This is a genomic window from Dactylosporangium sp. NPDC049525, from assembly GCF_040676755.1.
GTDB lineage: Bacteria > Actinomycetota > Actinomycetes > Mycobacteriales > Micromonosporaceae > Dactylosporangium.
Genome location: NZ_JBFAPO010000044.1, coordinates 18,147 through 44,820, shown reverse-complemented (window position 1 = coordinate 44,820; position 26,674 = coordinate 18,147). Strand labels below are relative to the sequence as shown.

The following is a 26,674-nucleotide window of genomic DNA, read 5'->3' as shown; positions in this document are numbered from 1 at the left end:
ACTGTGTGACCCTACGTAGAGCCGTGCTGTCGGCGAGCGTCCTGCTGGCGCTCGCCGGCTGCGGCGATGGCAAGCCCGGACCGGCCCAACCAGCGGAGACGAAACGCAACGGCGCGCTCTACGACGCCGTGGACGTGTGCGGCCTCGCCACCGACGAGCAGCTCCAGGCCGCGCTCGGCGAGGCGCCGGGCGCCAAGGAGCGCCGCGACACCGACTCGCTCAAGGCGTGCTCGATCGACGGCGTCTCCGGCGACTTCTACCTGTTCGTGGTGCTGGTCCGCCCGTCGATGGGCGCCGTCCAGCAGGTCGCCTACGACAAGAACGCGGCGACGGACGCGAAGTCGATCGACGAGACGACGTACTCGTCCACGGGCACCGGCGAGGCGCACGTGGAGACCGCCAGCGGCGAGCTGGTCGTGCGGGTGTCGCTCGTGTACTACCAGGACGGCGGCAGCATCACCGACGCGCCCGCCGTCGTCGGGCGGCTGCACACCCTTCTCGGGGCCATCACCAAGAAAACGTAAGAGGTTCATCCCGGTCTCTTAGCGTCGCGGCTCATGAGAAGTCTCAGACGAGCCGGCGTCGGCGTCGGTCTCGGCGTGCTGTCGCTCGCCCTCGCCGCCCCCAGCGCATCCGCCCACGGCACCTTCGGTCGTGCCACCCTGACCGGCTTCGCCGCGCTGCCGGCGGCGACGTTCGTCTCCGCCAGCGACCCGTCGGGCTCGCTGCTGGGCGGCACGCCGTCCAACGGGATCACCCCGCCCTTCGACGACCAGCCGATCCAGGGCTTCAGCGGCATCGTCCGCAACGGAGACGGCACGTTCGAGGTGCTCTCCGACAACGGCTACGGCAACAAGGCCAACAGCGCCGACTTCGTGCTGCGCATCCACCGGGTGGGCCCCAACTACGGCAACCACACCGTGGACGTGCTCGGCGGCATCAACCTCACCGACCCGAACAACCTCGTGCCGTTCGCGCTGACCCGCCCCGACCGGGTGCTCACCGGGTCCGACTTCGACGTGGAGTCGATCCAGCGGGCCAAGGACGGCACGTACTGGATCGGCGACGAGTTCGGCCCGTACCTGCTGCACTTCGACCGCGCCGGTCGGCTGCTGCAGGCGCCGATCCCGCTCGACGGGGTCCGCGCGCCGGAGAACCCGGCCGGCAACCCGAATCTGAACAGCAGCAAGGGCTTCGAGGGCCTCGCGCAGTCGCCCGACGGCCGGAAGCTGTACGCGCTGCTGGAGGGCGTCGTCGCCGGTGACGCGGCCGGCGGGCTGCGGCTCAACGAGTTCGACATCGCCTCAGGGAAGTACACGGGCAAGCGCTGGATCTACCAGCTGGAGGACCCGGCCAACGCGATCGGCGACGCCATCGCCGTGGACGACGACCGCTTCCTGATCATCGAGCGTGACAACGGGCAGGGCGCGACCGCGAAGTTCAAGCGGATCTACCTGGCCGACAAGCGGGACCGCAACCGGGACGGCAAGCTCGACAAGACCCTCGTCGCGGACCTCATGGACATCGCCGACCCGCGCCACCTCGGCGGCAGCTCGGACACGTTCACGTTCCCGTTCCAGACCATCGAGGACGTCGTCATCCTCGACGACCGCACCCTCGGTGTGGTCAACGACAACAACTTCCCGTTCTCCAACGGCCGCACCGCGGGCCAGGCGGACAACAACGAGTTCATCACCATCCGGCTGACGGACTCGCTGCACGCCGACAAGCGCTTCCTGAAGTAACCCTTCAGGAAGGGATCAGCGAGCAGACCGCCAACAGGCGGAGCATCGCCCAGGTCGGGCGGGACCAGTCGTCAAGGGTCTCGCCCGCATCCCGGGCGGCATCGCGGATCGCCGCCGCGTAGCCGGCGAGGGCCACCGGGTCGAGCAGGGTGCCGCCGAGGGACTCCCGGATCGCGGCGGCGTGCTGGTCGACCCGCGCCAGCAGGTCGGGCCGGGCGGACACCGCCACGCGGCCGGGTCGTCCGACGGCGGACGCGAGCTCGGCCAGTCCGGCCCGGGCGATCCACGCGCGTCGACCGGATGTCAACTCATCGAAGGGTGCGCTCACCCTCGCGACCATAAGCCCAGCATGCAACCGGTCGCAGCCCCGACGCGCCGGGTTTGGGCCGATCGCCAAGTTCGGTCTGCCGACCCGTTGGGTAAAAGAACCCGCATGGCCGATCGCGACGAGACCCCGGATGAGCGCTTCGACCGCAACTGGAATGAATTGCTGCAAGAGTTGCGGGTCGCGCAGACCGGTGTCCAGATCCTGTTCGCGTTCCTGCTGACGATCCCGTTCAACCAGCGCTTCGACCAGATCACCGACGTCCAGCGGGCCACCTACATCGTGACGCTGCTGCTCACCGCCCTCGCGACGCTATGCCTGATCGCCCCGGTGAGCCACCACCGGATTCTGTTCCGTCGCGGGCGCAAGAAGGAGCTCGTCGACACGAGCAGCAACCTGGCCGGGGTCGGGCTGGTGTTCTTGTGGCTGTCGGTCGTCGGCGCGGTGTTCCTGGTCTTCGAGGTCGTGGTCGCCTTGTCGTGGGCGATCGCCGTGGCCGCCGCGCTCGGGGTCTCTTTCATCGTCGTCTGGTACGTGTTCCCCTCGCTGAAGCGCTGATCAGACGCCGATCACGCGCCGGGTGGGTTTTGAGTATTGACACTCCGTGTGGCTTGGGCCACAGTGGGAGCGCTCCCATTTCCCTTCCGCCACAAGGGGTGTCTGTGTGAAGCGCAAACTTTCGCTTGCCTTAGCAGCGGCGGTGCTGGTCGCGCCGATGACCGCCTCCGCCGCATTCGCCGACCCGGCCGAACAGCTCGTCAACGGCACCTTCGACAGCGGCACCGACCCGTGGTGGTGGACCGGCAACGCGCCGGCCGCCGTCGTGGACGGCAGGCTGTGCGCGACCATCCCGGCCGGGACTACCAACCCGTGGGACGCCATCATCGGGCAGAACGCGGTCAAGTTGCAGGCCGGCGAGTCCTACCGGCTGGCGTTCACCGCCAGCGCCACCACCCCGGTGACCGTCCGCGCCAACGTCCAGCTCGCGGCGCCGCCCTACACCCAGGAGCTCTCCGCCGCGCCGGCGCTCACCACTGCGCCGCAGACCTACAGTTACACCTTCACCGCGGCGGCCGACACCGACGCGGGCCAGGTCGCGTTTCAGGTCGGCGGCAGCCCCGTCGCCTGGACGCTGTGCCTCGACGACATCTCGCTGCAGGGAGGTGCACCGCCGCCCGTGTACGTCCCTGACACCGGCCCGCGGGTGCGGGTCAACCAGGTCGGCTATCTCGCCAACGGCCCGAAGGCCGCCACCGTCGTCACCGAGGCGACCGCGGCCCTGCCGTGGCAGCTGCGCAACGCCGCCGGCACGGTCGTCGCCACCGGCACGACCACCCCGGCCGGCGTCGACGCCACGTCCGGCCAGAACGTCCAGACGGCCGACTTCAGCTCGTACGTCGTCAAAGGCACCGGGTACACGCTCACCGCGGACGGCGAGACCAGCGTGCCGTTCGACATCGGCGTCAACGCCGCCTACGAGAAGCTGCGGGCCGACTCGCTGTCGTGGTACTACACGCAGCGCAGCGGCATCGAGATCCTCGACAGCATCGCCCCCGGCTACGCCCGCGCCGCCGGCCACCTCGGCGTCGCACCCAACCAGGGCGACACCGACGTGCCGTGCCAGCCCGGCGTCTGCGACTACCGCCTGGACGTGCGCGGCGGCTGGTACGACGCCGGCGACCACGGCAAGTACGTCGTCAACGGCGGCATCTCCGTGTACCAGCTGCTGAACACCTTCGAACGGACCAAGGTCGCCGCGGGTGCCCGCGCGGACAAGCTGGGCGACGGCTCGCTGCGCATCCCCGAGCACGGCAACCAGGTGCCCGACGTCCTCGACGAGGCCCGTTGGGAGCTCGAGTTCATGCTCCGCATGCAGGTGCCGACCGGCAAGCCTCTGGCCGGCATGGTCCACCACAAGGTGCACGACGCCGCCTGGACCGGCCTGCCGCTCGACCCGGCCGCCGACCCGCAGCCGCGCGAGCTGCACGCCCCGTCGACCGCCGCGACGCTGAACCTCGCCGCGACCGCCGCTCAGGGCGCCCGGCTCTTCCAGCCGTACGACAAGGCGTTCGCGGCCAAGCTGCTCGCCGCCGCGAAGACCGCCTACGCCGCGGCGCTGGCCAACCCGGCCCGCTACGCCCTCGTCACGGACGGGACCGGCGGCGGCGCGTACGACGACGACAACGTCACCGACGAGTTCTACTGGGCGGCGGCGGAGCTGTTCATCAGCACCGGCGAGAAGGCCTACCAGGACGCGGTCGTCGCGTCGCCGTGGCACACCGCCGACGTGTTCCGCCCGGAGGGCTTCGACTGGAAGTTCACCGCGACGGCCGGCCGGCTCGACCTGGCCACCGTGCCCAACGCGCTGCCCGACCGGGCGCGGGTGCGGCAGTCCGTTGTCGACGGTGCGCAGGGCTACCTGGCGACGGTGCGCGGCAACGCGTACAACATCGCCTACAACCCGAGCAACGGGAAGTTCGACTGGGGCTCCAACGGCCTCATCATGAACAACCTCGTGGTGATCGCCACCGCGTACGACATCAGCGGCGACACCAAGTTCCGCGACGGCGTCCTGTCGGGCATGGACTACATCCTCGGCCGCAACGCGCTCAACCAGTCCTACGTGACCGGTTACGGCGAGCGGGCGTCGCACAACCAGCACTCGCGGATGTACGCCCACCAGCTCAACCCGGCGCTGCCCAGCCCGCCGGTGGGATCGCTGTCCGGCGGCCCGAACTCCTCGATCCAGGACCCGGTCGCGTCCAAGATCCTGCCGGGCTGCAAGCCGCAGTTCTGCTATCTGGACGATATCGAGTCGTGGTCGACGAACGAGATCACCATCAACTGGAACTCGACGCTGTCGTGGGTGTCGTCGTTCCTGGCCGACCAGGGCGAGGGCGGCGCGGTGCCGAAGTCGCCGTGCACCGTGACCTACAGCAAGGTCCTGGACCTCGGCGGCGTCTACATCGCCTCCGCGACGGTCCGCAACACCTCGAAGCAGACGCTGAACAACTGGTCGCTGCGCTTCGCCTACACCGGCACGCAGAAGGTCGAGCTGGCGGTCAACGGCACCGCCACGCAGACCGGCGCCTCGGTGCAGGTCAAGCCGTGGCAGGCCAAGCTGAAGCCGGGAGAGTCGACGACGATCCTGCTGATCGGCAAGGTGGCATGGGGGCCGAACGCGACCCCGGCAGTCTTCACCTGCGGTTGATTGGGCGGCCGCATCGGATGGGGTGAGGAAAAGAGAGGGGCACCGACCGCGACCCGGCCGGTGCCCCTCGCCCTGTGCGGGTCGACTCAGGTCAGCCAGATGATCAGGGCGACGACCACCGCGACGAGGACGACGACCGGGACCGCGATCTTGATGAGGTTGGTGGTGCCGGCCGTTTCGAGCAGGTTGACGGGCTCCGCCTCCGGTCCGTCGATCGTGCGGATGGGGACGGCGCCCTGAGCGGTGGTCTGCGCGGCGGCCTGCTGGGCCGGTGCGGTGGTGGCGCCGTTCGCGTCGGCGACGTTGGTGCCCGGCAGGACCGCGACAACCTCGTCCACCTGCGCGGCGGCCGCGGCCGGGTCAGCGGCGGCCGGCTCAGCCGGCTCAGCGGCGGCGGCGGGGGCGTCGGCCGAGACGGCAGCGGGGGCGGCGACGGGGGCGGCGGCCGGGGCCGTGACGGGCGGGTCGGCGGCCAGCTGCGCCTCCAGGTTGGTGACGAACTGGCCGAGCAGGCGGGTGCTGATGTCGCCGATCGTGCTGCGGCCCATCTGCGCCAGAGGCCCCGCGATCGTCAGGTCCGTCTCCACGGTCACCTTCGTCGCGTCGCCGTCCGGCACCAGCACCGCCGTGACCAGGGCAGACGCGCGGCCCTTGCCGGTCGCGTCGCGGCCGCGGGCGTCGATCACGGCGCGGTGCGCGGTGGCGTCGAGCTCCTTGAACGTGGCGACGCCCGAGAACTGGGCGGTCATCGGGCCGACCTTCACCTTGACCTTGCCGTGGTACTCGTCGCCCTGCACCGAGGTGAGCTGGGCGCCGGGCATGCACGGCGCGATCCGCTCCAGATCGGTGAGCGCGGCCCAGGTCTCGTCGAGGGGGCGGTGGACGACGAACTCATTGGTGAGCAGCATGACGGTCACGTCCTTCAAGGGCAGCGAGGAGGGGTGCCAGGGAGGCGAGGGAGTGTGCGCTGACCACCGCGTCGCAGTAGGGCCACGCGGCGGCCATGCCACCGACCAGGGGCCGGTAACGGGGGCTCTGGGTCCGCGGGTTGACCCACACGATGCGGTGGGCGAGGCGGGACAGCCGGGACATCTCGACGCCGACCTGCGCCGGGTCGCCGGTCTCCCAGCCGTCGGAGACGATGAGGACGACCGCGCCGCGGGCCATCCCGCGGCGGCCGTAGCCGTCGTTGAACGCTTTCAGCGCGGCGCCGATGCGGGTGCCGCCGGACCAGTCGGGGGCGGCCTGCCCGGCGCGGGCGAGGGCGACTGCAGGGCGGGTGCGGGCGAGCACCTTCGTCAGCCGGGTCAGCCTGGTCGCGAACGTGAACACCTCGGCGCGGGAGGTGCCGGCCGCGCAGTACAGCAGCTGCAGCATGGCCCTGGCGTAGGGCTCCATCGACCCGGAGATGTCGCAGAGCGCGACGAGTCGCCGCGGCCGCAGGCGCGGTTCGCGGCGCATCAGCCGCAGCGGGTGCCCGCCGGTGCGCCGGGCCCGGCGGAGGGTGGCCCGCAGGTCGACGGCGTTGCCGAAGGCCGTCGCACGCATCCGGCGGGTCCGGCGCAGCGGCGTGGCGACGGCGAGGCGGTGCATCAGGTCCATGAGCTCGGCGAGCTCTTCGGCGGTGAGCGTGGCGAAGTCCCGCCCGGCGAGCCGCTCCGCCGCGCTGCCGACGGTCGCCATCGGGATCTCGATCTCGCGGGTGCTGGACGACGTGGAGGAGGACGCCGACGGCGGCCCCGCGGACGGGGTGCCGCCCGCGGAAGTGGTGGTGGTGGACGTGCCGGCGGCGTTGGGGTCGCCGCGGAAGTCGGCCGGGTCGTCGGCGTAGCCGCGGAAGACCGCGTCGAAGACCCGGTCGAGGATCTCGAACTGCTCGGGGTGGCAGGTCAGCGTCGCCCGCGCGCAGCGGTGCAGTTCGGCGGTCGTGGTCGGCCGCAGCAGCGTGACGGCACGGGCGAAGCGTTCGCCGCGGTCGGGGCCGACGGGCAGGCCCGCATCGTGCAGCGCCGCGCCGAACGCCGCGACGAGCCCGGCCAGGTCACCCCTGCCCACGTCACGAGACAAGGTCCGCCAGTCCCGTGCCGCGGGCCAGTTCCTCGTCCTCGCGATACTTCAGCACCGCGCCGAGCGTCGCTTCGGCGGACTTCTCATCGAGCGGCAGCCCCAGCAGGCGCAGCGCGTTGGCCCAGCTGATCGCCTCGGCGACGCCGGGCGGCTTGGTCAGGTCCAGGCCGCGCAGCCGGGACACCGCGCCCGCGACCTGGGCGGCGAGCAGCTCGTCGGCGCCCGGCACCCGCTGCCGGATGATCGCCGCGACCCGGTGCGCGTCCGGATAGCCGATCCAGTGGTACAGGCAGCGTCGCAGCAGCGCATCGTGCAGGTCACGGGTCCGGTTGCTGGTGAGCACGACGACCGGCGGCACGATCGCGGTGCGGGTGCCGAGCTCCGGGATGGTCACCGACCCCTCGGCGAGCAGCTCGAAGAGGAACGCCTCGAACTCGTCGTCGGCCCGGTCGACCTCGTCGATGAGCAGCACCGCCGGGCGCGGGCCGGGGTGTTCGATCGCGGCGAGCAGCGGCCGGCGCAGCAGGTACTCGGGGGCGAACAGGTCCGCCTCCCGGGGCACCTCGCCGCGGGCCTCGGCGAGCCGGATCCCCAGCAGCTGGCGGGGGTAGTTCCACTCGTAGAGGGCCTCGGCGGCGCTGAGGCCCTCGTAGCACTGCAGCCGGATGAGCGGCGTGTCCATCGCCGCCGCGAGGGCGCCCGCGGCGGCGGTCTTGCCGACCCCGGGCTCGCCCTCGAGCAGGATCGGCTGGCCGAGCCGCACCGACAGGAACAGCGCCGTGGCGAGGCTCTGGTCGGCGAGGTACCCCTGCCCCGAGAGGCCGTCGACCAGCTCCTCGATCGACTCCATCACAGGTACCGGGCCGGGTCGTCGATGAACGCCCGCCGGCAGCCGGACCCGCAGAAGTAGTACATGGTGCCCTCGTGCTCGTACTGCAGCGCGTCCGGCGAGATCGCCACGTCCATCGCGCAGACGACGTCCTTGGCGACCGCGACCTGCGACACGGGCCGCACCTGCGGCTGCAGCAGCGGCAGGTCGAGGCGGCCCGGGGGCGGTGCCGTCTGCCGGGGCCGCCTGGAGATGACCTCGGCCAGGATCGACAGCGCGATCTCCGGCGCCGTCCGGGCCCCGATGTCCAGGCCGGCCGGGGCGTGAATCCGCGCCTTCTCCTGAGCCGTCAAAGGCAATTCATCCAGCACCGCGGCGGCGCGCTTGCGGCTGGCGACGAGCGCGATGTACGGCACGTCAGCGCGCACCGCGGCCGTGAGGACCTCGACCTCGTCCCGCCCGTGCGAGGCGACGACGACCGCCGAGGCATCCAGCGGCAGCGCCGAAGCGGGCCCGCGGACACCGGCCCAGCCGACCGCCTGCGCCACGTCGACCATCGCGCGGGCGACGGGAGCTTCGCCGTGCACGTACACCAGCGGCGCCGGAATCATCGTCTCCAGGAAGATCTCCAGGGTCCCCCCGGACAGGCAGGGATTGCTGATCGTGAGCAGACCCTCCCGCTCGTCGTCGTCGCCGCTGGGCGTGATCCGCAGCAGCGTCGACTCGCCCGTCTCCAGCAGCCGCAGCCCCTGGAGACGGACGGTGGACTCGGCGCAGGTGCCGCCGACGAACCCCTCCATCGTGCCGTCCGGCAGCACGAGGGCGCGGTCGCCGGTCTTGGCGCTGGTCGGCCGCTCGGCGCGGACCACGGTGGCCAGGACGAACGGGGTGCGGTCCGCGCGCAACCGGTCGGCGCGATGAAGGAGGTCCATTACTGAATGGCCATATCTGTGCGGATCGGGCGGCCCTGCGCGGCGCGCCACACGTTGGACGGGGTGAGCGGCATGTCGGCGTGCCGGACCCCGAAGGGCTTCAGCGCGTCGAGGACCGCGTTGACCACGGCGGCCGGCGAACCGACGGTCGCGGACTCGCCGACGCCCTTGGCGCCGATCGGGTGGTGCGGCGACGGCGTGACCGTCTCGCCGAGCTCCCACGAGGGGCACTCCAGCGACGTGGGCAGCAGGTAGTCCATGAGCGACGCGCCGAGGTGGTTGCCGTCCTCGTCGAACGCCATGAGCTGCATGAGCGCCATGCCGATGCCGTCGGCGAGACCGCCGTGCACCTGGCCCTCGACGATCATCGGGTTGATCCGCACGCCGCAGTCGTCGACCGCGATGAACCGGCGGACCTTGACCTGGCCGGTGGCCGGGTCCACGTCGACGACGCAGATGTACGCGCCGAACGGGTAGGTCAGGTTCGGCGGGTTGTAGACCGTGGTCGCGTCCAGGTGGCCCTCGACGCCGTCGGGCAGCTCCAGGCTGGAGTGTGCGGCCATGGCGATCTCCTGGATCGTCTTGGCCTGGTCCGGGTCGCCCTTGACGAAGAACTTCCCCTTCTCCCACTCCAGGTCGTCCGGGGACACCTCGAGCATCGCCGACGCCACGATCCGGGCCCGGTCGCGGACCTTGCGGGCCACGATCGCGGTCGCCGCGCCCGACACCGGGGTGGAGCGGGAGCCGTACGTGCCGAGGCCGAACGGCGTGTTGTCGGTGTCGCCGTGCACGACGTCGATGTCGTCGGGGGAGATGCCGAGCTCCTCCGCGACGATCTGCGCGAAGGTCGTCTCGTGTCCCTGGCCCTGGGTCTGTACGGACAGCCGCAGCACCGCCTTGCCGGTCGGGTGGACCCGCAGCTCGGCGCCGTCGGCCATGCCCAGGCCGAGGATGTCCATGTGCTTGCGCGGGCCGGCGCCGACACCCTCGGTGAAGAAGCTGATGCCGATGCCCATGTACTCGCCGCGCTGGAGCTTCTCGGCCTGCTCGACCCGCAGCTTCTCGTACTCGACCATGTCCATGGCCAGGCGCAGTGCCTTCGGGTAGTCGCCCGAGTCGTACTCCCAGCCGGTGGGCGTGGTGTACGGGAACTGCGCCGGCTGGAGCAGGTTCTTCATCCGCAGCTCGGCCGGGTCCATCTTCAGCTCGAAGGCGAGCACGTCGATCATGCGCTCGACCAGGTACGCGGCCTCGGTGATCCGGAACGAGCAGGCGTACGCGACGCCGCCGGGTGCCTTGTTGGTGTAGACGCCCTTGACGTTGCAGGACGCCGCCTCCAGGTCGTAGGACCCGGTGAAGATGTGGAAGAAGCCGGCCGGGAACTTCGTCGGCTGGGCCGTGCCGTTGAACGCGCCGTGGTCGGCGAGCACGTCGACCCGCAGCGCCCGGATCTTGCCGTCCTTCGTCGCCGCGATCTCGCCGCGCATGTGGTAGTCGCGGGCGAACGCGGTGGCGGTCAGGTGCTCGTTGCGGTCCTCCATCCACTTCACCGGCTTGCCGGTGACGATGGAGCCGACGATCGCCAGGACGTAGCCGGGGTAGATGCCGACCTTGCCGCCGAAGCCGCCGCCGATGTCGGGGGAGATGACCCGGATCTTGTGCTCCGGCAGGCCCGCGACGAGCGCGTAGACCGTCCGGTGCGCGTGCGGCGCCTGGGTGGTCGAGTAGATCGTCAGCTTGCCGGTGACCTTGTCGAAGTCGGCGACCGCGCCACACGTTTCGAGCGGGGACGGGTGCACCCGGGGGTACAGGATGTCCTCCGCGACGACCACCTCGGCGGAGGCGAAGACCGCGTCGGTCTTCTCCTTGTCGCCGGCGGACCAGTCGAAGATGTGGTTGTCGGTCTTGCCTTCCTTGTCGTCCCGGATGACCGGGGCGCCAGGGGCGAGCGCCTGCTTCGCGTCGGCGACGACCGGCAGCGGCTCGTATTCGACCTCGATGAGCTCCAGGGCGTCGCGGGCGATGTAGTGGTTGTCCGCGACGACGAACGCGACCTCCTGGTTCTGGAAGCGGACCTTGTCGGTCGCGAGCACCGCCTGGGTGTCGTAGGACAGGGTCGGCATCCACGCCAGGCTCAGCGTCTCGAGGACGGCGCCGGTGATGACGGCCTTGACCCCGGGCAGCGCCTCGGCCGCGCTGGTGTCGATCGAGACGATCTTCGCGTGGGCGTACGGGCTGCGCAGGAACGACCCGTGCAGCATGCCCGGCAGGTTGATGTCGTCGACGTAGTTGCCCTTGCCCCGCACGAACCGCGCGTCTTCCTTGCGGTGCATGCGGCCGAAGCCCATGGGAGTCGGGTTCTCGGTCACCGTCATGACGTCGCCTCTGCCTTCTCCGCGGCCTTCTGTGCGGCCTCGTGCTCCGCGGCCCAGCGGACCGAGCGGACGATGTTCTCGTAGCCCGTGCACCGGCAGATCTGGCCGGAGATCGCCTCACGGATCTCGTGCTCCGACGGGTCCGGGTTCTTGTCGAGCAGGCAGCGGGCGGTGAGCATCATGCCCGGGGTGCAGAATCCGCACTGCAGGCCGTGGCACTGTACGAAGCCCTGCTGCACCGGGTCGAGCCCGTCGGCCTGCTCCATGCCCTCAACGGTGCCGACCTGCTTGCCGTCGGCCATCACCGCCAGGACGGTGCAGGACTTGACCGGTACGCCGTCGAGGGTCACGGTGCACACGCCGCAGTTGGACGTGTCGCAGCCCCAGTGGGTCCCGGTGAGGCCCAGGTCGTTGCGAAGGAAGTGGACCAGCAGCAGCCGGGGCTCCACGTCGCGGGTGTGGCTCTCGCCGTTCACCGTCACGGTGATCTGCATGGTTCAGGCCTCCTGACCCCGTGCGCGGGCGGCCGCGGCGCGCAACGCGCGCACGGTCAGCTCACCGGCGAGGTGCCGCTTGTAGTCGACCGGTCCGCGCTGGTCGGCGACCGGGTTGCTGTGCTGGGCGGCGATGCGTCCCGCCTCGGCGAAGCTCTCCTCGGTGGCGGGCTTGCCGACCAGGTACGCCTCGGCCTCGGCGGCCCGGAAGTGCGCGGCGCCCACGGCGGCCAGGCCGATGCCGGCGTTGCTGACGTTGCCGCTGGCGTCGGTCCACAGCGCGGCACCGGCCGCGGCGACCGCCCAGTCACCGACGCGGCGCTCGACCTTGACGTACGCGGACCCGCCACCCGGGCGGATCGGCACGCGCACCTCGGTGAGCAGCTCGCCGGCCTCGACGACCGTCTCGTACGGGCCGACGTGGAACTCGGTGAGCGGCACGGTACGCGACCCCCGCGCACCCTGGATCACCACCGAGGCGTTGACGGCCGCGAACGCCGCGGAGAGGTCCTCGGCCGGGTCCGCCTGGCACAGCGAGCCGCCGATGGTGCCGCGGTTGCGCACGATCGGGTCGGCGATCACCCGCTCCGCGTCGCGGAAGATGCGGTAGTGCTCCTCGACGAGCGCCGAGTCGAGCAGTTCGGCGTGCCGGGTCAGCGCACCGATCCGCAGCTCACCGCCCTCGACCTTGATGTAGGACAGTTCGCCGACGTCGTTGATGTCGATCAGCGCCGTGGGTCGGGCCAGGCGCAGCTTCATCATCGGGATCAGGCTGTGACCGCCGGCGATGACGCGGGCGTCCTCGCCCCACTGGGCCAGCAGGTCCAGCGTCTGGCTCACCGTCGTTGCCTTTGCATATTCGAATGCGGCGGGTACTTGCATCGCGCCTCCGCGTGAGGAGTTCGTTCGGGCTCCAACGGGAGAATGTTCGTCCTAAAGGCGACATTGAACAACACCCGGTGACAAAAATTCTTCACACACTGTGTCACTACGGTTGGGGCCATGGGTCGACAGAAGCGCGTGGGCGGCATCGTCGAGGAGATCGACGGCGGCGTCGCCGAACTGCACCCCGACGACGGGCGGCCGGGGCGGTGGACGCTGCTCGTCGACGGCTACCCGCAGTCCGCCGTCGACCTGGACGACCCCCGGCGACTCGACTTCGAGTACATGCGCCGCCTGGCCTCGATCGTCGACGGTGTCGCACCGGCCGGCACCCCGCTGTCGGTGCTGCACCTCGGCGGCGGCGCGCTGACGATGGCCCGCTACGTCGCCGCGACCCGGCCCGGCTCGTCACAGCGGGTGGTCGAGCTCGACGCGGCGCTGATCGCGCTGGTGCGGCGGGTGCTGCCGCTGCCGCGCACCGCCGACATCAGGGTCCGCGCGATGGATGCCCGCGCCGCCGTCGAATCGATGTCCGGCGGGCGCTTCGATCTCATCGTCGCCGACGTGTACCGCGGCGCCCGGGTGCCCGCCCATCTGACGTCGCTGGAGTTCCTGACCGCCGCGGCGAAGCTGCTGCGCCCCGGCGGCGTCTACACCGCCAACCTGGCCGACGGCACCGGCCTGGCGTTCGCGCGGGGGCAGATCGCGACGCTGCGGCAGCTCTACGCCGACGTGTGCCTGCTCGCCGAGCCGTCCGTCCTGCGCGGCCGCCGGTTCGGCAACGTCATCCTGGCCGCGTCGTCGGCGCCGCTGCCGGTCGCCGGGTTCGCCCGGGCCGGCGCCGCCGACGCGTTCCCGGCCCGGCTCGTGCACGGCGAGGACCTCGACCGCCTGGTCGCCGGCGCCCGGGTCGTCACCGACGCCATCGCCACGCAGTCACCGGCGCCCCCCGCGGGCATCTTCTAGCTGTTCCTGGCTCCGTCGGCTTCGCCGGCGGTTCCGTGGGGGGCTGTGCATCCCCACACCCCCATGCTCGCTCCGCTCCCACTCGAGCTTTACTACCGCCCAGTTTCCGGGAAGGAACTTAGGGATCGTTCAGTGAGCAATTACAGTCGCGGAATGCTTGATTTCGCAACCGTTCCCGCGCCGCGCCGCCCCGCGGCCGAGCGCGCGGCCCTGTTGAGCGACCCCGGGTTCGGGCGCGTCTTCACCGACCACATGGTCACGGTCAAATATGCCGACGGCAAGGGCTGGTATGACGCCCGCCTGGAGCCGTTCGGCCCGCTGAACCTTTCACCGGCGACCGCCGCCCTGCACTACGGCCAGGAGATCTTCGAGGGGCTCAAGGCCTACGCACAGCCCGACGGCGGCGTCGCGCTGTTCCGCCCGGAGGCCAACGCCCGCCGGCTCAACGTCACCGCCGAGCGCCTCGCCATGCCGCAGCTGCCCGAGGAGCTCTTCCTGAAGTCCCTCGAGGTCCTGGTCGAGGCCGACCGCGACTGGGTGCCCGCGCGTGAAGGGCAGAGCCTCTACCTGCGCCCGTTCATGATCGCGACCGATCCGTTCCTCGGCGTCCGGCCGTCCTCGGAGTACCTGTTCGCCGTCATCGCCTCGCCGGCCGGCTCCTACTTCGCCGGCGGTGCCAAGCCGGTCACCATGTGGGTCTCCCAGGAGTATTCGCGGGCCGCGCCCGGCGGCACCGGCGCGGTGAAGACCGCGGCCAACTACGCCGCCAGCCTCCGCGCCCAGGCGCAGGCCCAGGAGGCGGGCTGCGACCAGGTCGTCTTCCTCGACGCGGTGGAGCGGCGCTACATCGAGGAGTCCGGCAGCAACAACCTCTTCTTCGTCTACGACGGCGAGCTGGTGACCCCGCCGCTCAACGGCTCGATCCTGCCGGGCGTCACCCGCGACTCGGTGCTGCGCCTCGCCGCCCACCTGGGTCTCAAGGTCAGCGAGCGGCCCTACGCGCTCGACGAGTGGCGCGACGACGCCCGCTCGGGCCGGCTCAAGGAGACCTTCGCCAGCGGCACCGGCGTCGTCATCAGCTCGATCGGCACCGCCCGCACCGCCGCCGACGAGTTCACCGTCTCCGGCGCGGTCGAGGGCCCGGTCACCGCACAGATCCGCGACCTGCTCGTCGGCATCCAGCGCGGCACGGTCGAGGACCTCTTCGGCTGGCGCCGGCCGATCGCACCACCTGCGCCCGAGATCGCCGCGGGGTAGTGGGCCGGCTCGCCAGGGATGAGGCCGGGGCATCCCGCGGCCCCCGGCCTCACCGCTGTTGCCAGGACACCCGCCGATCGGTGCTAGGGAACGCGCAACAATGAGATGCTGCGTGGCCCCGAGCGCTTGCCGGCGGCCGAAGTCGCGGCGGCGCATGGCGACCAGCGCAAAAAGGTTGATCATCGTCAGAATCGCGGAAATCACCAGAATGCCGATGACGGTGCCGTGTCCGTAGGTGTTCAGCTCGCCGTTGACCATCGCTCGGACGGTCGCCAGCTGGGAGGACGCCTGGACGCTGACCTTCGTCGGATCAACGCCAATTCACGCACAGTAATTAGTACACGGAGAGGTGCACGTGGTTGGTGTGGTCGCTGGAAGGGTCGCCGTTGCCGCCGCTGTATGAGTGCCAGCCGGCCGCCGGGGTCCACACCTGCCGGAACCAGATGACGTAGAGCACGCCGAGCGCGCTCGCGTTGCGGACGAAGAACGCGGCCAGGTTGCCGCCGTAGGTCTTGTCCCCGCCGGTCGCCACGCCGCCGAAGCCGTTGGCCGCCGCGGCGAAGTCGCACGCCCGGCCCTTCGGATGCTCGTATGGGCCGGAGGGCCGGAAGCACGAGTAGTAGCGGGTGAAGCCGGCCTTCTGCGCCTCTTTCGCCGCGTGGATGGTGCGCGGGGTGACGCAGCCGGACGTGGTCGGGTCGTCGATGATGCAGTTCTCTTTCGGCCACGAACCGTCGGCGTTGCGCGGCGCCGGCGTCGCCAGCGGCGAGTTGGCGTTGACGTAGCCGTTGGCCCGGCCGCCCATCTTCACCAGAGCCGTCTCGGCGTCCTTCTTCTTCTTCGCCATGACGTCGGTCTGCGCCTGCTGCTGCGCGACCTCCGCGTCGACGGCCTTCTTCGCCTCGGTGAGCTCCGTCTGCAGCTTCGTCAGCCGCCCGATCTGGCGGTCGTTGTAGCGCGCGATCGTGTTGACCATCATCGTGCGCTCGATGAACGACTCGGTGTTCTGGCTCTGCAGCAGCGCCGCGGCGGTGCGCACCCCGCCGGTGCGGTAGGCGGCGCCGGCGATGACGTTGACCTCGGCGAGGATCACGTCGAGCTCGCGCTGCATCGACTCGATCTGCGTGTTGAGCTCCGCCTGGCGCTTCTTGGAGACCTCGAGAATGCCCTGGGCGTCGAGGAAGTCGCCGTTGGCCTTCTCCAGCAGCTCGCCGAGGGTCATGTTGGCGCTGCCCTCGTCCGGTGCGGCGGTCGGGTCGCCCGGCGCGGCACCGGCCGGCACGGCCCAGGCGCCGATCATGACGAGCGCCACGAGGAGCGAGGCGATGATGCGCTTCCGCAACGCTGTCCCTTCCGCGAAGCCGCGGGGGTGCAGCCAGGCGATCCGTCGTCAGATTACCGACTGTCACCCGGAAGCACAGGTCCGAGAACGCGTCCGGTCAGCTACTGACGGTAGCCATGCGGCGGGTCGTGAACAGCGCCACCCAGCCGAACGTGAGCCCCAGGCCGACCGTCGCGACCGTGGTCAGGTCACCGGTCGGAAGCAGGCCCGACAGCCGGGAGGCGCCGGCACCCAGGCCCACGTAGAGCCCGCCCCACAGGGCCGACCCGAGCGCGGCGGAGCGCAGGAACCGCAGATACGGCATCCGCAGGCCGCCGGCGGCGAGCGGGACCAGGGTGTTCAGGAACGGCAGGAACGGCGCCGTGACCAGGATCCGGGTGCCGCCGGTGCGGACCACGTGGTCGGCCTTCGCCCAGCGCTCCTCGCCGATCCAGCGGCCGAAGCGCCCTTCGCGCAGGCGCTGCCCGAACGTCCAGCCGGCGAAGAAACTCAGTGACCAGCCGGCGAGGCAGCCTGCGATGATCCAGCCAAGACTGCTGAACGGATCGGCCGCGCCGGCCGTGGTGAGGATCGCGACATCGGCCGGGATCAGGATGCCGAGCAACGGGATGGAGTCGAGCAGCATGACGAGCCCCAGCGCCAGCCCGAGCAGGGCGGCGGGCAGGCTGTACAGCGGTTCGAGCCACTCGGTCATGTGGATGACGGTATGGCCGAGCGTGTAAGAGACGCATCAGGGAGCGACCCCGAGACAACCCCGAGGGGCTTCCGGACGCTGCTGGCGGCGCGCGGCATCTCCTACGCCGGCGACGCCCTCAGCATGGTCGCGCTGATGCTGCACGTCGCCACGTCGACCGGTCAGGCCCTCGCGGTCGCGGCCCTGCTGCTCGCCGGTGACTTCGTGCCGTCACTGGTGGCGCCGTTCGCCGGGGCATTGGCGGACCGGTTCGACCGCCGCCGGCTGATGATCGGCTGCGAGCTGGTGCAGGCGCTGACCGTCTTCGTCATCGCGCTGTTCCTGCCCTCGGTGTGGCTGCTGCTCGCGCTGGTCGCCGCCCGGGCTGTCGCCGGGCAGGTCTTCCAGCCGGCGTCGCGGGCCGCCGTGCCCTCGCTGGTGCCGGCGGAGGGTCTCGCCGCGGGCAACGCCCGGCTGGGTCTGGTCACCAACGTCGCGGAGCTGGCGGGCCCGCTGCTGGCCGCGGCCCTGCTGCCGTGGCTGGGGACGCGCGGCGTCCTCGCCGTCGACGCGGCGTCGTTCCTGGTGTCCGCCGCGCTGCTGACCCGGCTGCCGCGGCTCGCGCCGGCGGCGCTGGAGGTCGAGTCGCTGTGGAAGGGCGCCCGCACCGGCCTGGGATACCTGGCGCGGCATCGCACGGTGCGGATCGTCGCGCTCGGCTTCTGCGCGGTCGTGCTCTGCACCGGCGTCGACGACGTGGCCCTCGTCGTGCTGTCCAAGGAGGAACTGCGCACGAGTGACTCGGTGGCGGCGCTGCTGCTCGGCGCGGTCGGGTTCGGCCTCACCGCCGGCTACGCGCTGCTGTCGCGGCTCGGCGACCGGCTGCGCATGACGGCGCTGCTCGTCGCCGGGTTCGCGGTCAGCTCGGCCGGCAACCTGTTCACCGGCGTGTTCGCGCACGCCATGTGGGCCGCCGCGGTGGTGTTCGCGATGCAGGCGGGCCGCGGGCTCGGCATCGCCGCGATCGACGTGGCCAGCAACACGCTGCTGCAGCGGCTCGTTCCGGACGCGCTGCTGGGCCGGGTGTTCGCCAACCTGTACGGCGCCGTCGGCGCGTCCGCCGCGCTGTCCTACGTGGGCGGCGGCCTGCTGCTGGACGCCACCGACGCGCCCACCACCCTGATCGTGGCCGGCACCGGCGGCGTGCTGGCCGCGGCCGCCACAGGAATCGCCCTGGCCCGGCGCGTCGATTGAGGACATCGACGTGTCCTTTGCTAGCGTCGCCGCTAGCAAACGGCTAGCAGGAGTGTGGGTTGGAAGCGACAGAGAAGGCGGTGGCGATGCCGCCGCAGCGTCCGCGGTTCGAGCGTGTGCAGCTCAACACGCGGGTCCGGGTGGAGATCGAGCAGATGCTCCAGCGCTTCGTCGAAGACCACAACACCACGGTGCAGAGCTCCGTGGACCTCGCGCTGGCCGAGTTCCTCGCGGCTCGGGGCTACCCGCTGCCCGCAACGGATGACAGGAGAAGCCGGTGACCACGCCGGGCAATGCTCGACCTGGAATTGTCGAACTCGACGCGGACCTGCAACGGACGGTCCGGCGCACCTCATACATGCGCCAGCTGTTCTACTTCGTGGTGCTGCTGGTCGCCCTCGCCGGCCAGGTGTCCGGCGCCGTCGAGGCGCTCGGCATCCCGCTGCTGTGGGCGATCCCGGCCGTCGGCGCGCTCGAGCTCGGCGGCATCGTCGTCCTCGCCAACGCCGACGTGCGCCGCCGGCTCGGTGAGCGGGCCACCGCCTCCCGGGTGCTGTCCGCGGCCATCGCCGGATTCGCCGTCGCCTTCAACTGGATGGCACACGACAACAAGCTCCTCGCCGGGTTCTTCGCCGGCATGTCCGCGCTGGGTTACCTGGTGTGGCTGATGCACACGGAGAACCAGCGCCGCGACCGGCTGCGGGCCAAAGGCGACCTGCCGCCCACCACCCCGGCGTACGAGGTGGTCGGGCACTGGATCCGGCACCCGTGGATCACGCTGCGGGCCAAGAACCTCGCGAAGGCCGACGACCGGCTCGGGCTCTACACGTCCCTGGCCGCGGCCCGGTCCGAGAAGCGCAAGGAGGTGCGCACGAAGGCGATCGCCAAGGTGCTGCACCGCAAGATCCGCGCCGCGGTCGACCCGACGACGGCCGACATCGCGGTCGCCGTCTACGACCTCGACGAGATCGCCGTGCGGCTCGCCGACGGCGCCGACTACGACGGCCTCACCGCGCTCATCGCCGCGGACCTGTCGCCGGCCCGGCTGGCGTCCGACGCGCGGGTCATCTCGGTTGTCGACGAGCCGCCGCACCGCCCCGCGATCACCGAGGCGGCGCAGGAGCCGGTCGACGAGCAGCTGACGTTGCCCGAGGTGGCAGCGGTGCCCGAGGTGGCGGAGGCGCCCGAGGCGCCGCAGCCGGCCGTCTCGCCGCTCGGCGAGTGGCGCGGGGAGATCGCGGAGATCCTGGTGCCGCCGACGCCGCGCCGGGCCCGCGGCCAGTCGAAGGTCATCAGCCCTGAGCAGGCGTCCGCGCCGGATCTGGGCGACGAGCCGACTCTCACTCCGAGCCGGGCGATCCGCGAGGGTTCCCTGCGCAGCCAGGTGCACGCCGCGCTGCACGAGCACGTGCCGGACAACGACCCCCGCGACACGATGGCGCTGACGTCGTTCGTCGGTGACCTGCTGGAGCTCAACGACGTGGAGCGGCTGACCGCGTCCAACTACGTCCGCACCTGGAAGCGCGAGGTCGACGCCGGCCGCCGCGCCTCCGTCAACGGCCGCCACCTGCAGGACGTGATCCCCAGCAAGCGGTAACGCTGTCACTGGCCGCCCGGCCTGACGGTCGCGGTTTCGCCCGTGCGCCGCTCCGCGACGCACGCAAGCAAGCTCAACACCGCCCCCTGCCTGTCGATCATCAGGGTGACAGGCAGGGGGCCGGTATGGCGCGGATTCTGGTCGTGGACGACGAGCAGGACGTCCTCGAACTGATCGTCAAGCGGCTGCGGGCCGACGGGCACGAGTGCCTCGCCGCCGGCAGCGGTGCCGAGGCGCTCGAGGCGGTCGCCCGGCACGGGCTGCCGGACGCCGCGATCCTCGACGTGGACCTGCCCGGCATCGACGGCATCGAGCTGCTGCTCCAGCTGCGTGAGCGCCGCGCCGACCTGCCCGCCATGTTCCTGACCGTGCTGTGGGACGGCGCGGTCGTCGCCCGGGTCCGCGACACCGGCGCCCTGTACCTGCGCAAACCCTTCACCACCGAGAGCCTCCGCACCGCGCTCGACATGGTGCTGGTGCCCGGATGACGGGCTCGCTCGCGCGGACCATGGCCTGGTCCGCGCTCTGCGTCCTCGCCACGTTCGCGGGCCGGCTCACCATCATGGACGGCACCAGCCTCAGCCTGGTCTGGCCGGCGGCGGGCGTCACGGTCCTGTGGTTCTCCATGCAGCGCCGGGCCCGGCTGCGCTGGGCGGACCCGCTGATGCTGGCGGTCATCACCCTGCTGGTGAACGTGGCGACCGGGGCGCCGCCCGCCCTGGCGCTGTGGTTCGTCGTGGCCAACCTGACCCAGGTGGCGGTGTTCCTGCGGGTGCACGCCCGGGTCAGCCCGCACCTGTGGGGCGCCGGCGGCGACGCGCCGCTGGCCCGCTCCGCCGACCTGTGGCGGCTGCTGTTCGCCACGGCGGCGGGCACCCTCGCCGGCGCCGCGATCGGGCCGCCCGCCGTGTGGCTGATCTCCGGGCACGTCTCGTGGGTGGACGCCGCCGTCTGGTTCACCCGCAACACGGTCAGCATCCTGTTGATCGCGGCGGTCGGCCTGCGGATCGGCCACCACTGGCGCGACGGCTGGCACACCCGGCGGGTCCCGGCGCTGCGCCTCGCCGAGTACGGCGCACTGATCGTGTGCTCGATCAGCGCGTACGTCGTCGGCTTCGCCGTGAACCACGGCCTGCCGCTGGCGTTTCCGCTGCTCGCGGTCACGGTCTGGGCGGCGCTGCGGCTGCACACCACCTTCGTGGTGCTGCACGACCTGTGCCTGGGCAGCCTCGCGGTGCTCTTCACGCTGCACGGGGACGGGCCGTTCGCCATGATCGAGTCGTTCCAGGCGCGGGCGCTGGTCGCGCAGGCGTTCGTCGGCATGGTCGCCATCGTCGGGCTGTCGATCGCCCTCGGCCGCGACGAGCGCGCGGAGCTGCTGCGGCAGCTCACCGAGACCGGGCGGGCCGCCGCGGCGCAGGCCCGGCTGCTGACCACCATCGTCGACTCGATGAGCGACGGCCTGGCGGTGATCCGGGCCGACGGCAGCTGGGCGATGCGCAACCCCGCGTCGGTCGCGCTGCTCGGCGGCGTCACCAGCGGCACCGGCACCATTGCCGAGCCCGGCCACTACGGTCTCTTCCATCCCGACGGTACGCCGCTGCCGGCGGCGGACATGGCGCACACCAGAGCCTTCGCAGGCGAGGACGTGCACAACATGGAGCTGCTGGTGCGCAACAGCGGCGTCCCGGACGGCCGGGTCGTGAGCGTCAGCGCGCGCAGGCTGCAGGGTGACGACGGGGTCGTGGTCGTGTTCCACGACGTCACCGCCGAGCGGCGGCAGCGCGACGAGCTGGCGTCCTTCGCCGGGGTGGTCGCGCACGACCTGCTCAACCCGCTGACCACGATCGACGGCTGGGCCGAGAACCTCGACGACACACTGCGCGGCATGCCTGACACCGCCGAGCAGCGCGACGCCACCGACAGCCTCAGCCGGATCGTGCGCGCCTCCGGCCGCATGCGGCACCTGATCAACGATCTCCTCGCGTACACCACGACCCGCAACGCCGTCATCGCGCCCGTCGACGTGCCGCTGCGGGACCTGGTGGTGGACGTGACCACGGCCCGCGCCGACCTGGCGGCCGCGGGTGGCACGCCGGCGCCGCTGTTCGCCCTCGGCCGGCTGCACGACGTCCACGCCGACCCGGTGCTGCTGCGGCAGCTGGTCGACAACCTGATCGGCAACGCGGTGAAGTACACCGCGCCCGGGGTCGTGCCGCGGATCGAGATCGGCTCGGCGCGGGCCGGCGGGGACCTCGTCCGGGTCGAGATCACCGACAACGGCATCGGGATCCCGGCGGGGCAGCACGAGGCGATCTTCAACAACTTCCACCGGGCGCACCGCTCCGGCGGCTACGCCGGCACGGGCCTCGGCCTGGCGATCTGCAAGCGGATCGTGGAGCGGCACGGCGGCTCCATCGTGGCCACGGACAACCCGGGCGGCGGCTCGCGGTTCGTGTTCACCCTGCCGGAGGCGGCGCGGCGTGTCACACACCACCCTGTCAAAGCGAACGTTCGTTCTTGACGCGATCGGCCGAGTGTCGCATGCTCGGCAGTGAGTGAACGAACGTTCCTTTTAGGAGATTCCGATGGCACCCACCGCAACCCGGTCGCCCTGGCCTCGCGTCGGCGCGATCGTGCTCCTGCTGACCGCGCTGCTCAGCGTCATCATGATCGCGTTCGCCTGGCCCGCGACCCGCTCGAGCGTCCACGACATCCCGATCGCCGTCGCCGGCCCTTCCGCCGCCACCGCGCAGGTCGCCCAGCAGCTGTCGGCGAAGCGCCCCGGCACGTTCGACGTGACCGTCGTCGACGGCACCGCCGCCGCCGAGCGGCTCATCCTCGACCGCGAGGTCTACGGCGCGATCGACGTCTCCAGCGGCCACCCGCAGCTGATCATCGCCTCGGCCGCCAGTCCCGCCGTCGCGCAGGCCCTCCAGCAGGTGGCCCAGGCGCTCGGCGGCACCGACGCCGGCGTGCCGGTCCGCGACCTCGTCCCGCTGCCCGCCGACGACCCGCGCGGCGCCGGGCTGGCCGCGGGTGCCCTGCCCCTCGTCCTCGGTGGGATCGCGGCGGCCGGCGTGCTCACCAGCCTCGTCGTCGGCGTCGCCCGCCGCCTCGCCGGTGCGCTCGCGTTCGCCGTCACCGGCGCGCTCGCCCTCGTCGCGATCCTGCAGTTCTGGCTCGGCTCGGTCGAGGGCTCCTACTGGCTCAACTCCGGCGCCGTCGCGCTCGGCATCGCCGCCACCGCCCTGACCATCCTCGGCCTGGAGTCCCTGCTCGGCGCGGCCGGCCTGGGCCTGGGGGCGGCGAGCATGATGCTCCTGGGAAACCCGCTGTCGGGACTGTCCAGCGCACCGGAGATGCTGCCGTCCGGCTGGGGCACCCTGGGCCAGTTCCTGCCGCCGGGCGCGGCCGGATCGCTGCTGCGCAGCACGGCGTTCTTCGACGGTCACGCGGCCGCACCGCACGTCTGGGTGCTGCTCGGCTGGGCGGCCCTCGGCCTGGTCCTCGCCGGCCTGGCGGCGGCGCGCACCGCTCGCCGCCCCGCCGCGGCTGAACCCGCCGCCGAGGCGGTCCCGGCCACGGTGGCAGTGTGAGGTCTGCTCTTTCCGGCTAGCCGCAAGGTCGGAAGCGGCTACACCTGGCACCGTTCACGGTATGACGATCCGCTGCGTCATCGTCGACGACTCGGAGCGCTTCCGCGTCGGTGCCAGGCGCCTGCTGACCGCACAGGGCATCACCGTCGTCGCGGACGCGGCAAACAGCCAGGAGGCGCTGCGCGCCGTGCAGGAACAGGCGCCGGACGTAGTGCTGGTGGACGTCGGCCTCGGCGAGGAGAGCGGCTTCGACCTCGCCGCCCGTATTGACACCAGCCCGGTGATCATGGTGTCGGCGTTCGCCGCCGAGGAGATCGCGGACCTGCTCGCGGACAGCAAGGCCATCGGCTTCCTGCCGAAGGAGCACCTGTCCGCCGCCGCGATCAGGTGCCTGCTGACGCGGCTTCGAGGAACGTGAGCACCGCCAGGACCCGGCGGTGGGTCTCGTCGGTCTCGGGCAGGTCGAGCTTCGTCAGGATCGATCGCACGTGTTTCTCCACGGTGCCCTCGGTGACCCACAGCTGCCTGGCCACGCCCGCATTGGAGCGCCCCTCCGCCATCAGCGCGAGGACCTCCCGCTCCCGCGGGCTCAGCACGTCCAGGGGGTCCCGCCGCCGGTGCGCGGCGACCAGCTCCTGCACAACGGCCGGATCCACCACGGTCCCCCCGTCCTGGACCCGGTGCAGCGTCTCCAAGAACTCCTCGACGTCGGTGATCCGGGTCTTGAGCAGATAACCGATGCGCTCGCCGCTGGCCAGCAACTCGATCGCGTGCTCCACCTCCACGAACGCCGAAAGCACCAGGATCGCCACCGACGGGAACCGGGTCCTGATCTCCCGTGCCGCGGCGAGGCCTTCGTTGGTATGCGTCGGCGGCATGCGGATGTCCACGACCGCCAGGTCCGGCCTGACCTCCTCGACCAGCCGCAGCAGGTGCGTCCCGTCGTCGGCGACCCCGACCACGGAATACCCATGACGGTCCAGCAGGCTCGCGAGGCCTTCCCGGAGCAGCACGTCATCGTCAGCGACCACCACAGATGTCATCAAAGCCAACATATCCCCGCATAACCGGGTAAGACACCCCCATGCACGGGGGGTTGACGCTCCGCCTGGGAGTGACCTGCGCACTGTTCACGTTGCTGATCAGCACGGCATTCGCCGTCATCCTGCTGTCCGTCTACCAGCTGCGGGAATCCGTGCTCGCGGTCACGAGGGCCGAGCGCGCCGTCTCGGCTGCGACCACCCTCGAACGGCTCCTGCTGGACGTGGAGGCGGGCCGCCGCGGGTTCGCGCTCACCCGCGACCCGGCGCTGCTGGTGCCGTGGAAGGCGGCACAGGACCAGATCCCCGCCCGCCAGGAGGAGCTCGAGGCGGCCGTCGCCGGCGAACCCGCCCAGGTCGACCGGATCGCCCAGATCAACGTGGCGATCACCGCGTACCTCGACGACTACGCCGACCCGTCCATCGCCATGCAGGAGGGCGCCGTTCCGAAGAACATCAACGCCGAGTCGATCCTCGCCGGCCAGCAGCAGATCTCCGCGCTGCGCGAGCAGTTCGACGACTTCGCCGACGCGCAGCGCACCACCGTCGAACAGGGCCGGCAGGAGGCGATGATCGCCGGGCAGCGGGCCCTCGTCGCCGGGGTCGCCGGCTTCGCCACCTCGCTGATCGGCGTCGCCATCCTGACCCGGTCCCTCGCCGTGATGGTCGCCCGCCCGCTGCACCGGCTGGTGTCCGCCGCCGACAAGGTCGCCCGCGGTGACCTGAGCGTCCGGGTCGCCACCGACGGGCCGGTGGAGGTCGGCAGCATGCAGCGCACGTTCAACTCCATGGTCGGCGCCCTGGAGCAGAGCCGCGCCACGCTCAGCTCGATCGCCGCGGAACAGGCGGCGCTGCGCCGGGTGGCGACCGTCGCGGCGAAGGGCAGACCGGCGGAGGCCGTGTTCGGCGCCGTCACCGAGGAGGCCGGCAAGCTCTTCGGCGCCGACGCCACCGCCCTGCTCCGCTTCGAACCCGACGGCAGCGCCACCGTCGTGGCCAGCTGGAGCTGGGACGTCTCGCACCGCATCTCGCTGGGCAAGGTCAAGCTCGAGCACGAAGGCGTCACCGGCCGGGTGCTGCGCTCCGGCAAGCCGATCCGCCTCGAAGGGCCCAAGAGCGCGGACTTCCTCGGCCGCGAGTTCGGCGACCTGTCGATCCGCTCCGCGATCGGCGCGCCGGTCCTCGTCGCCGGCCGCACCTGGGGCGTGCTGAAGGCCCTGTCGACCCGCGCCCGGCCGCTGCTGCAGCACGACGCGGCCCGGGCCGCGGAGTTCACCGACCTGATCGCCAGCGCGATCGCCAACTCGCAGGCCCGCGCCGACCTGACCGCCTCCCGGGCCCGGGTCGTCGCCGCGACCGACGAGAGCCGCCGCCGGATCGAACGCGACCTGCACGACGGCACCCAGCAGCGGCTGATCGCCCTGCTGCTGCAGCTGCGGGCGACCGAGACCCAGGTCGAGGACGGGGTGCAGGACCGGCTGCGCGTGATCGGCACCGATCTCGCCGAGGCCATCGACGAGCTGCGCGAGCTGGCCCGCGGCATCCACCCGTCGATCCTGTCCGAGGGTGGTCTGGTGCCGGCGATCAAGTCACTCGGCCGCAGGTCGCCGGTACCGGTGGAGGTCCGCCTCACGCTACCCTCCCGCCTCGACACGAAGATCGAGATCGGGGTTTACTACGTCGTCGCCGAGGCACTCACCAATGCGATCCGGCACGCCCACGCGACGCTCATCTGCATCCGCGCCTCGATCGTGGACACCGGCGGCGGCGACCCCGAGCCGGAATCCGACGCGGGCACGCTCGAGCTTTCCATCGAGGACGACGGGGTCGGCGGCGCCGATCCGCAGACCGGCACCGGCCTGATCGGCCTCGGTGACCGGGTCGCCGCACTCGGCGGCACGATGCACATCGCCAGCCGTCCCGGGCGGGGCACGACACTGGAGATCCGGATCCCCCTCGCTGCCGCACCCGCGAAGGGTGACGCCGGTTGAGAAGCCGGTGGCGGCCAGCGGGTATATCCGGGTCGGGAAACCCGCAGGGCCGGACGCATGCTGGCGCAGATGCCTCACACCCTCACCCGAGCGAC

At 71.6% G+C, this 26,674-nt stretch carries 25 protein-coding genes; 14 read left to right on the top strand and 11 right to left on the bottom strand.

Going from position 1 to position 26,674, the window contains the following annotated elements; all coding sequences use genetic code 11:
• Positions 1-5: 5 nt before the first annotated feature.
• Both AB0K00_RS41155 and AB0K00_RS41150 read left to right on the top strand, forming a co-directional pair.
• Positions 6-524: a hypothetical protein gene (locus AB0K00_RS41155; protein WP_363532786.1), complete on the top strand. Its 519-nt coding sequence runs from the start codon at positions 6-8 to the stop codon at positions 522-524.
• Positions 525-557: 33 nt separating this feature from the next.
• Entirely contained in the window at positions 558-1,745 is a 1,188-nt protein-coding gene (locus AB0K00_RS41150) for an esterase-like activity of phytase family protein (RefSeq protein ID WP_363532784.1), read from the top strand.
• A 4-nt stretch (positions 1,746-1,749) separates the two neighbouring features.
• On the opposite strand, the gene AB0K00_RS41145 is transcribed toward AB0K00_RS41150, so the two are convergent.
• Complete coding sequence (locus AB0K00_RS41145) at positions 1,750-2,073, bottom strand: DUF6401 family natural product biosynthesis protein (RefSeq protein WP_363532782.1); 324 nt, start codon at positions 2,071-2,073, stop codon at positions 1,750-1,752.
• A gap of 21 nt (positions 2,074-2,094) precedes the next feature.
• Here AB0K00_RS41145 and AB0K00_RS41140 point away from each other — a divergent pair, with 21 nt between their 5' ends.
• Both AB0K00_RS41140 and AB0K00_RS41135 read left to right on the top strand, forming a co-directional pair.
• Entirely contained in the window at positions 2,095-2,628 is a 534-nt protein-coding gene (locus AB0K00_RS41140; RefSeq protein ID WP_363532779.1) for a DUF6328 family protein, read from the top strand.
• Between the two features lie 157 nt (positions 2,629-2,785).
• On the top strand, positions 2,786-5,281 hold the full coding sequence (locus tag AB0K00_RS41135) for a glycoside hydrolase family 9 protein (protein ID WP_363532934.1): 2,496 nt from the start codon (positions 2,786-2,788) through the stop codon (positions 5,279-5,281).
• An 86-nt stretch (positions 5,282-5,367) separates the two neighbouring features.
• Here AB0K00_RS41135 and AB0K00_RS41130 read toward each other — a convergent pair whose 3' ends face one another.
• The 7 genes from AB0K00_RS41130 to AB0K00_RS41100 are packed head-to-tail and all read right to left on the bottom strand — an operon-like array spanning position 5,368 to position 12,860.
• Positions 5,368-6,189: an SRPBCC family protein gene (locus AB0K00_RS41130; protein WP_363532776.1), complete on the bottom strand. Its 822-nt coding sequence runs from the start codon at positions 6,187-6,189 to the stop codon at positions 5,368-5,370.
• Positions 6,173-7,336 (bottom strand): VWA domain-containing protein, encoded by a 1,164-nt coding sequence (locus AB0K00_RS41125; RefSeq protein ID WP_363532773.1) that lies wholly within the window; start codon positions 7,334-7,336, stop codon positions 6,173-6,175. The genes AB0K00_RS41130 and AB0K00_RS41125 overlap by 17 nt, the downstream gene beginning before the upstream one ends.
• Before the next feature lies 1 nt (position 7,337).
• Positions 7,338-8,198: a MoxR family ATPase gene (locus AB0K00_RS41120; RefSeq protein ID WP_363532770.1), complete on the bottom strand. Its 861-nt coding sequence runs from the start codon at positions 8,196-8,198 to the stop codon at positions 7,338-7,340.
• The gene (locus tag AB0K00_RS41115; protein ID WP_363532768.1) at positions 8,198-9,109 is read right to left on the bottom strand and encodes an XdhC family protein; all 912 of its coding nucleotides are present in this window, start codon (positions 9,107-9,109) and stop codon (positions 8,198-8,200) included. Before AB0K00_RS41115 ends, AB0K00_RS41120 begins: the two co-directional genes overlap by 1 nt.
• Positions 9,109-11,484, bottom strand: coding sequence for an aerobic carbon-monoxide dehydrogenase large subunit (locus AB0K00_RS41110; RefSeq protein ID WP_363532765.1), 2,376 nt, complete (start codon positions 11,482-11,484; stop codon positions 9,109-9,111). Before AB0K00_RS41110 ends, AB0K00_RS41115 begins: the two co-directional genes overlap by 1 nt.
• Positions 11,481-11,978: a (2Fe-2S)-binding protein gene (locus AB0K00_RS41105; protein WP_363532762.1), complete on the bottom strand. Its 498-nt coding sequence runs from the start codon at positions 11,976-11,978 to the stop codon at positions 11,481-11,483. The genes AB0K00_RS41110 and AB0K00_RS41105 overlap by 4 nt, the downstream gene beginning before the upstream one ends.
• Positions 11,979-11,981: 3 nt before the next feature.
• Positions 11,982-12,860: a xanthine dehydrogenase family protein subunit M gene (locus tag AB0K00_RS41100; protein WP_363532759.1), complete on the bottom strand. Its 879-nt coding sequence runs from the start codon at positions 12,858-12,860 to the stop codon at positions 11,982-11,984.
• Between the two features lie 120 nt (positions 12,861-12,980).
• Here AB0K00_RS41100 and AB0K00_RS41095 point away from each other — a divergent pair, with 120 nt between their 5' ends.
• On the top strand, positions 12,981-13,826 hold the full coding sequence (locus AB0K00_RS41095; RefSeq protein ID WP_363532756.1) for a fused MFS/spermidine synthase: 846 nt from the start codon (positions 12,981-12,983) through the stop codon (positions 13,824-13,826).
• Positions 13,827-13,979: 153 nt separating this feature from the next.
• Positions 13,980-15,083, top strand: coding sequence for a branched-chain amino acid aminotransferase (locus tag AB0K00_RS41090; protein WP_363532753.1), 1,104 nt, complete (start codon positions 13,980-13,982; stop codon positions 15,081-15,083).
• A gap of 334 nt (positions 15,084-15,417) precedes the next feature.
• On the opposite strand, the gene AB0K00_RS41085 is transcribed toward AB0K00_RS41090, so the two are convergent.
• Positions 15,418-16,425 (bottom strand): hypothetical protein, encoded by a 1,008-nt coding sequence (locus AB0K00_RS41085; protein WP_363532750.1) that lies wholly within the window; start codon positions 16,423-16,425, stop codon positions 15,418-15,420.
• Positions 16,426-16,522: 97 nt separating this feature from the next.
• A complete protein-coding gene (locus AB0K00_RS41080; protein ID WP_363532748.1) occupies positions 16,523-17,119 on the bottom strand; it encodes a VTT domain-containing protein in 597 nt (198 codons plus the stop codon).
• A 12-nt stretch (positions 17,120-17,131) separates the two neighbouring features.
• On the opposite strand from AB0K00_RS41080, the gene AB0K00_RS41075 reads away from it, so the two are divergent.
• From AB0K00_RS41075 to AB0K00_RS41045, 7 genes are all read left to right on the top strand, one after another.
• Positions 17,132-18,352 carry an MFS transporter gene (locus AB0K00_RS41075; protein ID WP_363532746.1) on the top strand — a complete coding sequence of 407 codons (1,221 nt, stop codon included), beginning with the start codon at positions 17,132-17,134 and terminating at the stop codon, positions 18,350-18,352.
• A gap of 59 nt (positions 18,353-18,411) precedes the next feature.
• Positions 18,412-18,633: a hypothetical protein gene (locus AB0K00_RS41070; protein WP_363532743.1), complete on the top strand. Its 222-nt coding sequence runs from the start codon at positions 18,412-18,414 to the stop codon at positions 18,631-18,633.
• On the top strand, positions 18,630-19,949 hold the full coding sequence (locus AB0K00_RS41065) for a hypothetical protein (RefSeq protein WP_363532740.1): 1,320 nt from the start codon (positions 18,630-18,632) through the stop codon (positions 19,947-19,949). Before AB0K00_RS41070 ends, AB0K00_RS41065 begins: the two co-directional genes overlap by 4 nt.
• A 125-nt stretch (positions 19,950-20,074) precedes the next feature.
• Positions 20,075-20,437 carry a response regulator gene (locus tag AB0K00_RS41060; protein WP_363532737.1) on the top strand — a complete coding sequence of 121 codons (363 nt, stop codon included), beginning with the start codon at positions 20,075-20,077 and terminating at the stop codon, positions 20,435-20,437.
• Entirely contained in the window at positions 20,434-22,473 is a 2,040-nt protein-coding gene (locus AB0K00_RS41055) for an ATP-binding protein (protein WP_363532734.1), read from the top strand. The genes AB0K00_RS41060 and AB0K00_RS41055 overlap by 4 nt, the downstream gene beginning before the upstream one ends.
• Positions 22,474-22,537: 64 nt before the next feature.
• Entirely contained in the window at positions 22,538-23,548 is a 1,011-nt protein-coding gene (locus AB0K00_RS41050; RefSeq protein WP_363532731.1) for a hypothetical protein, read from the top strand.
• A 61-nt stretch (positions 23,549-23,609) separates the two neighbouring features.
• Positions 23,610-23,966, top strand: a complete 357-nt coding sequence (locus AB0K00_RS41045; RefSeq protein WP_363532728.1) for a response regulator transcription factor — start codon at positions 23,610-23,612, stop codon at positions 23,964-23,966.
• Here AB0K00_RS41045 and AB0K00_RS41040 read toward each other — a convergent pair.
• Positions 23,932-24,591 carry a response regulator transcription factor gene (locus AB0K00_RS41040; protein ID WP_363532726.1) on the bottom strand — a complete coding sequence of 220 codons (660 nt, stop codon included), beginning with the start codon at positions 24,589-24,591 and terminating at the stop codon, positions 23,932-23,934. The two genes, AB0K00_RS41045 and AB0K00_RS41040, sit on opposite strands and share 35 nt — an antisense overlap.
• Before the next feature lie 53 nt (positions 24,592-24,644).
• Here AB0K00_RS41040 and AB0K00_RS41035 point away from each other — a divergent pair, with 53 nt between their 5' ends.
• A complete protein-coding gene (locus AB0K00_RS41035; protein ID WP_363532723.1) occupies positions 24,645-26,579 on the top strand; it encodes a CHASE3 domain-containing protein in 1,935 nt (644 codons plus the stop codon).
• The last annotated feature ends 95 nt before the right edge of the window (positions 26,580-26,674 follow it).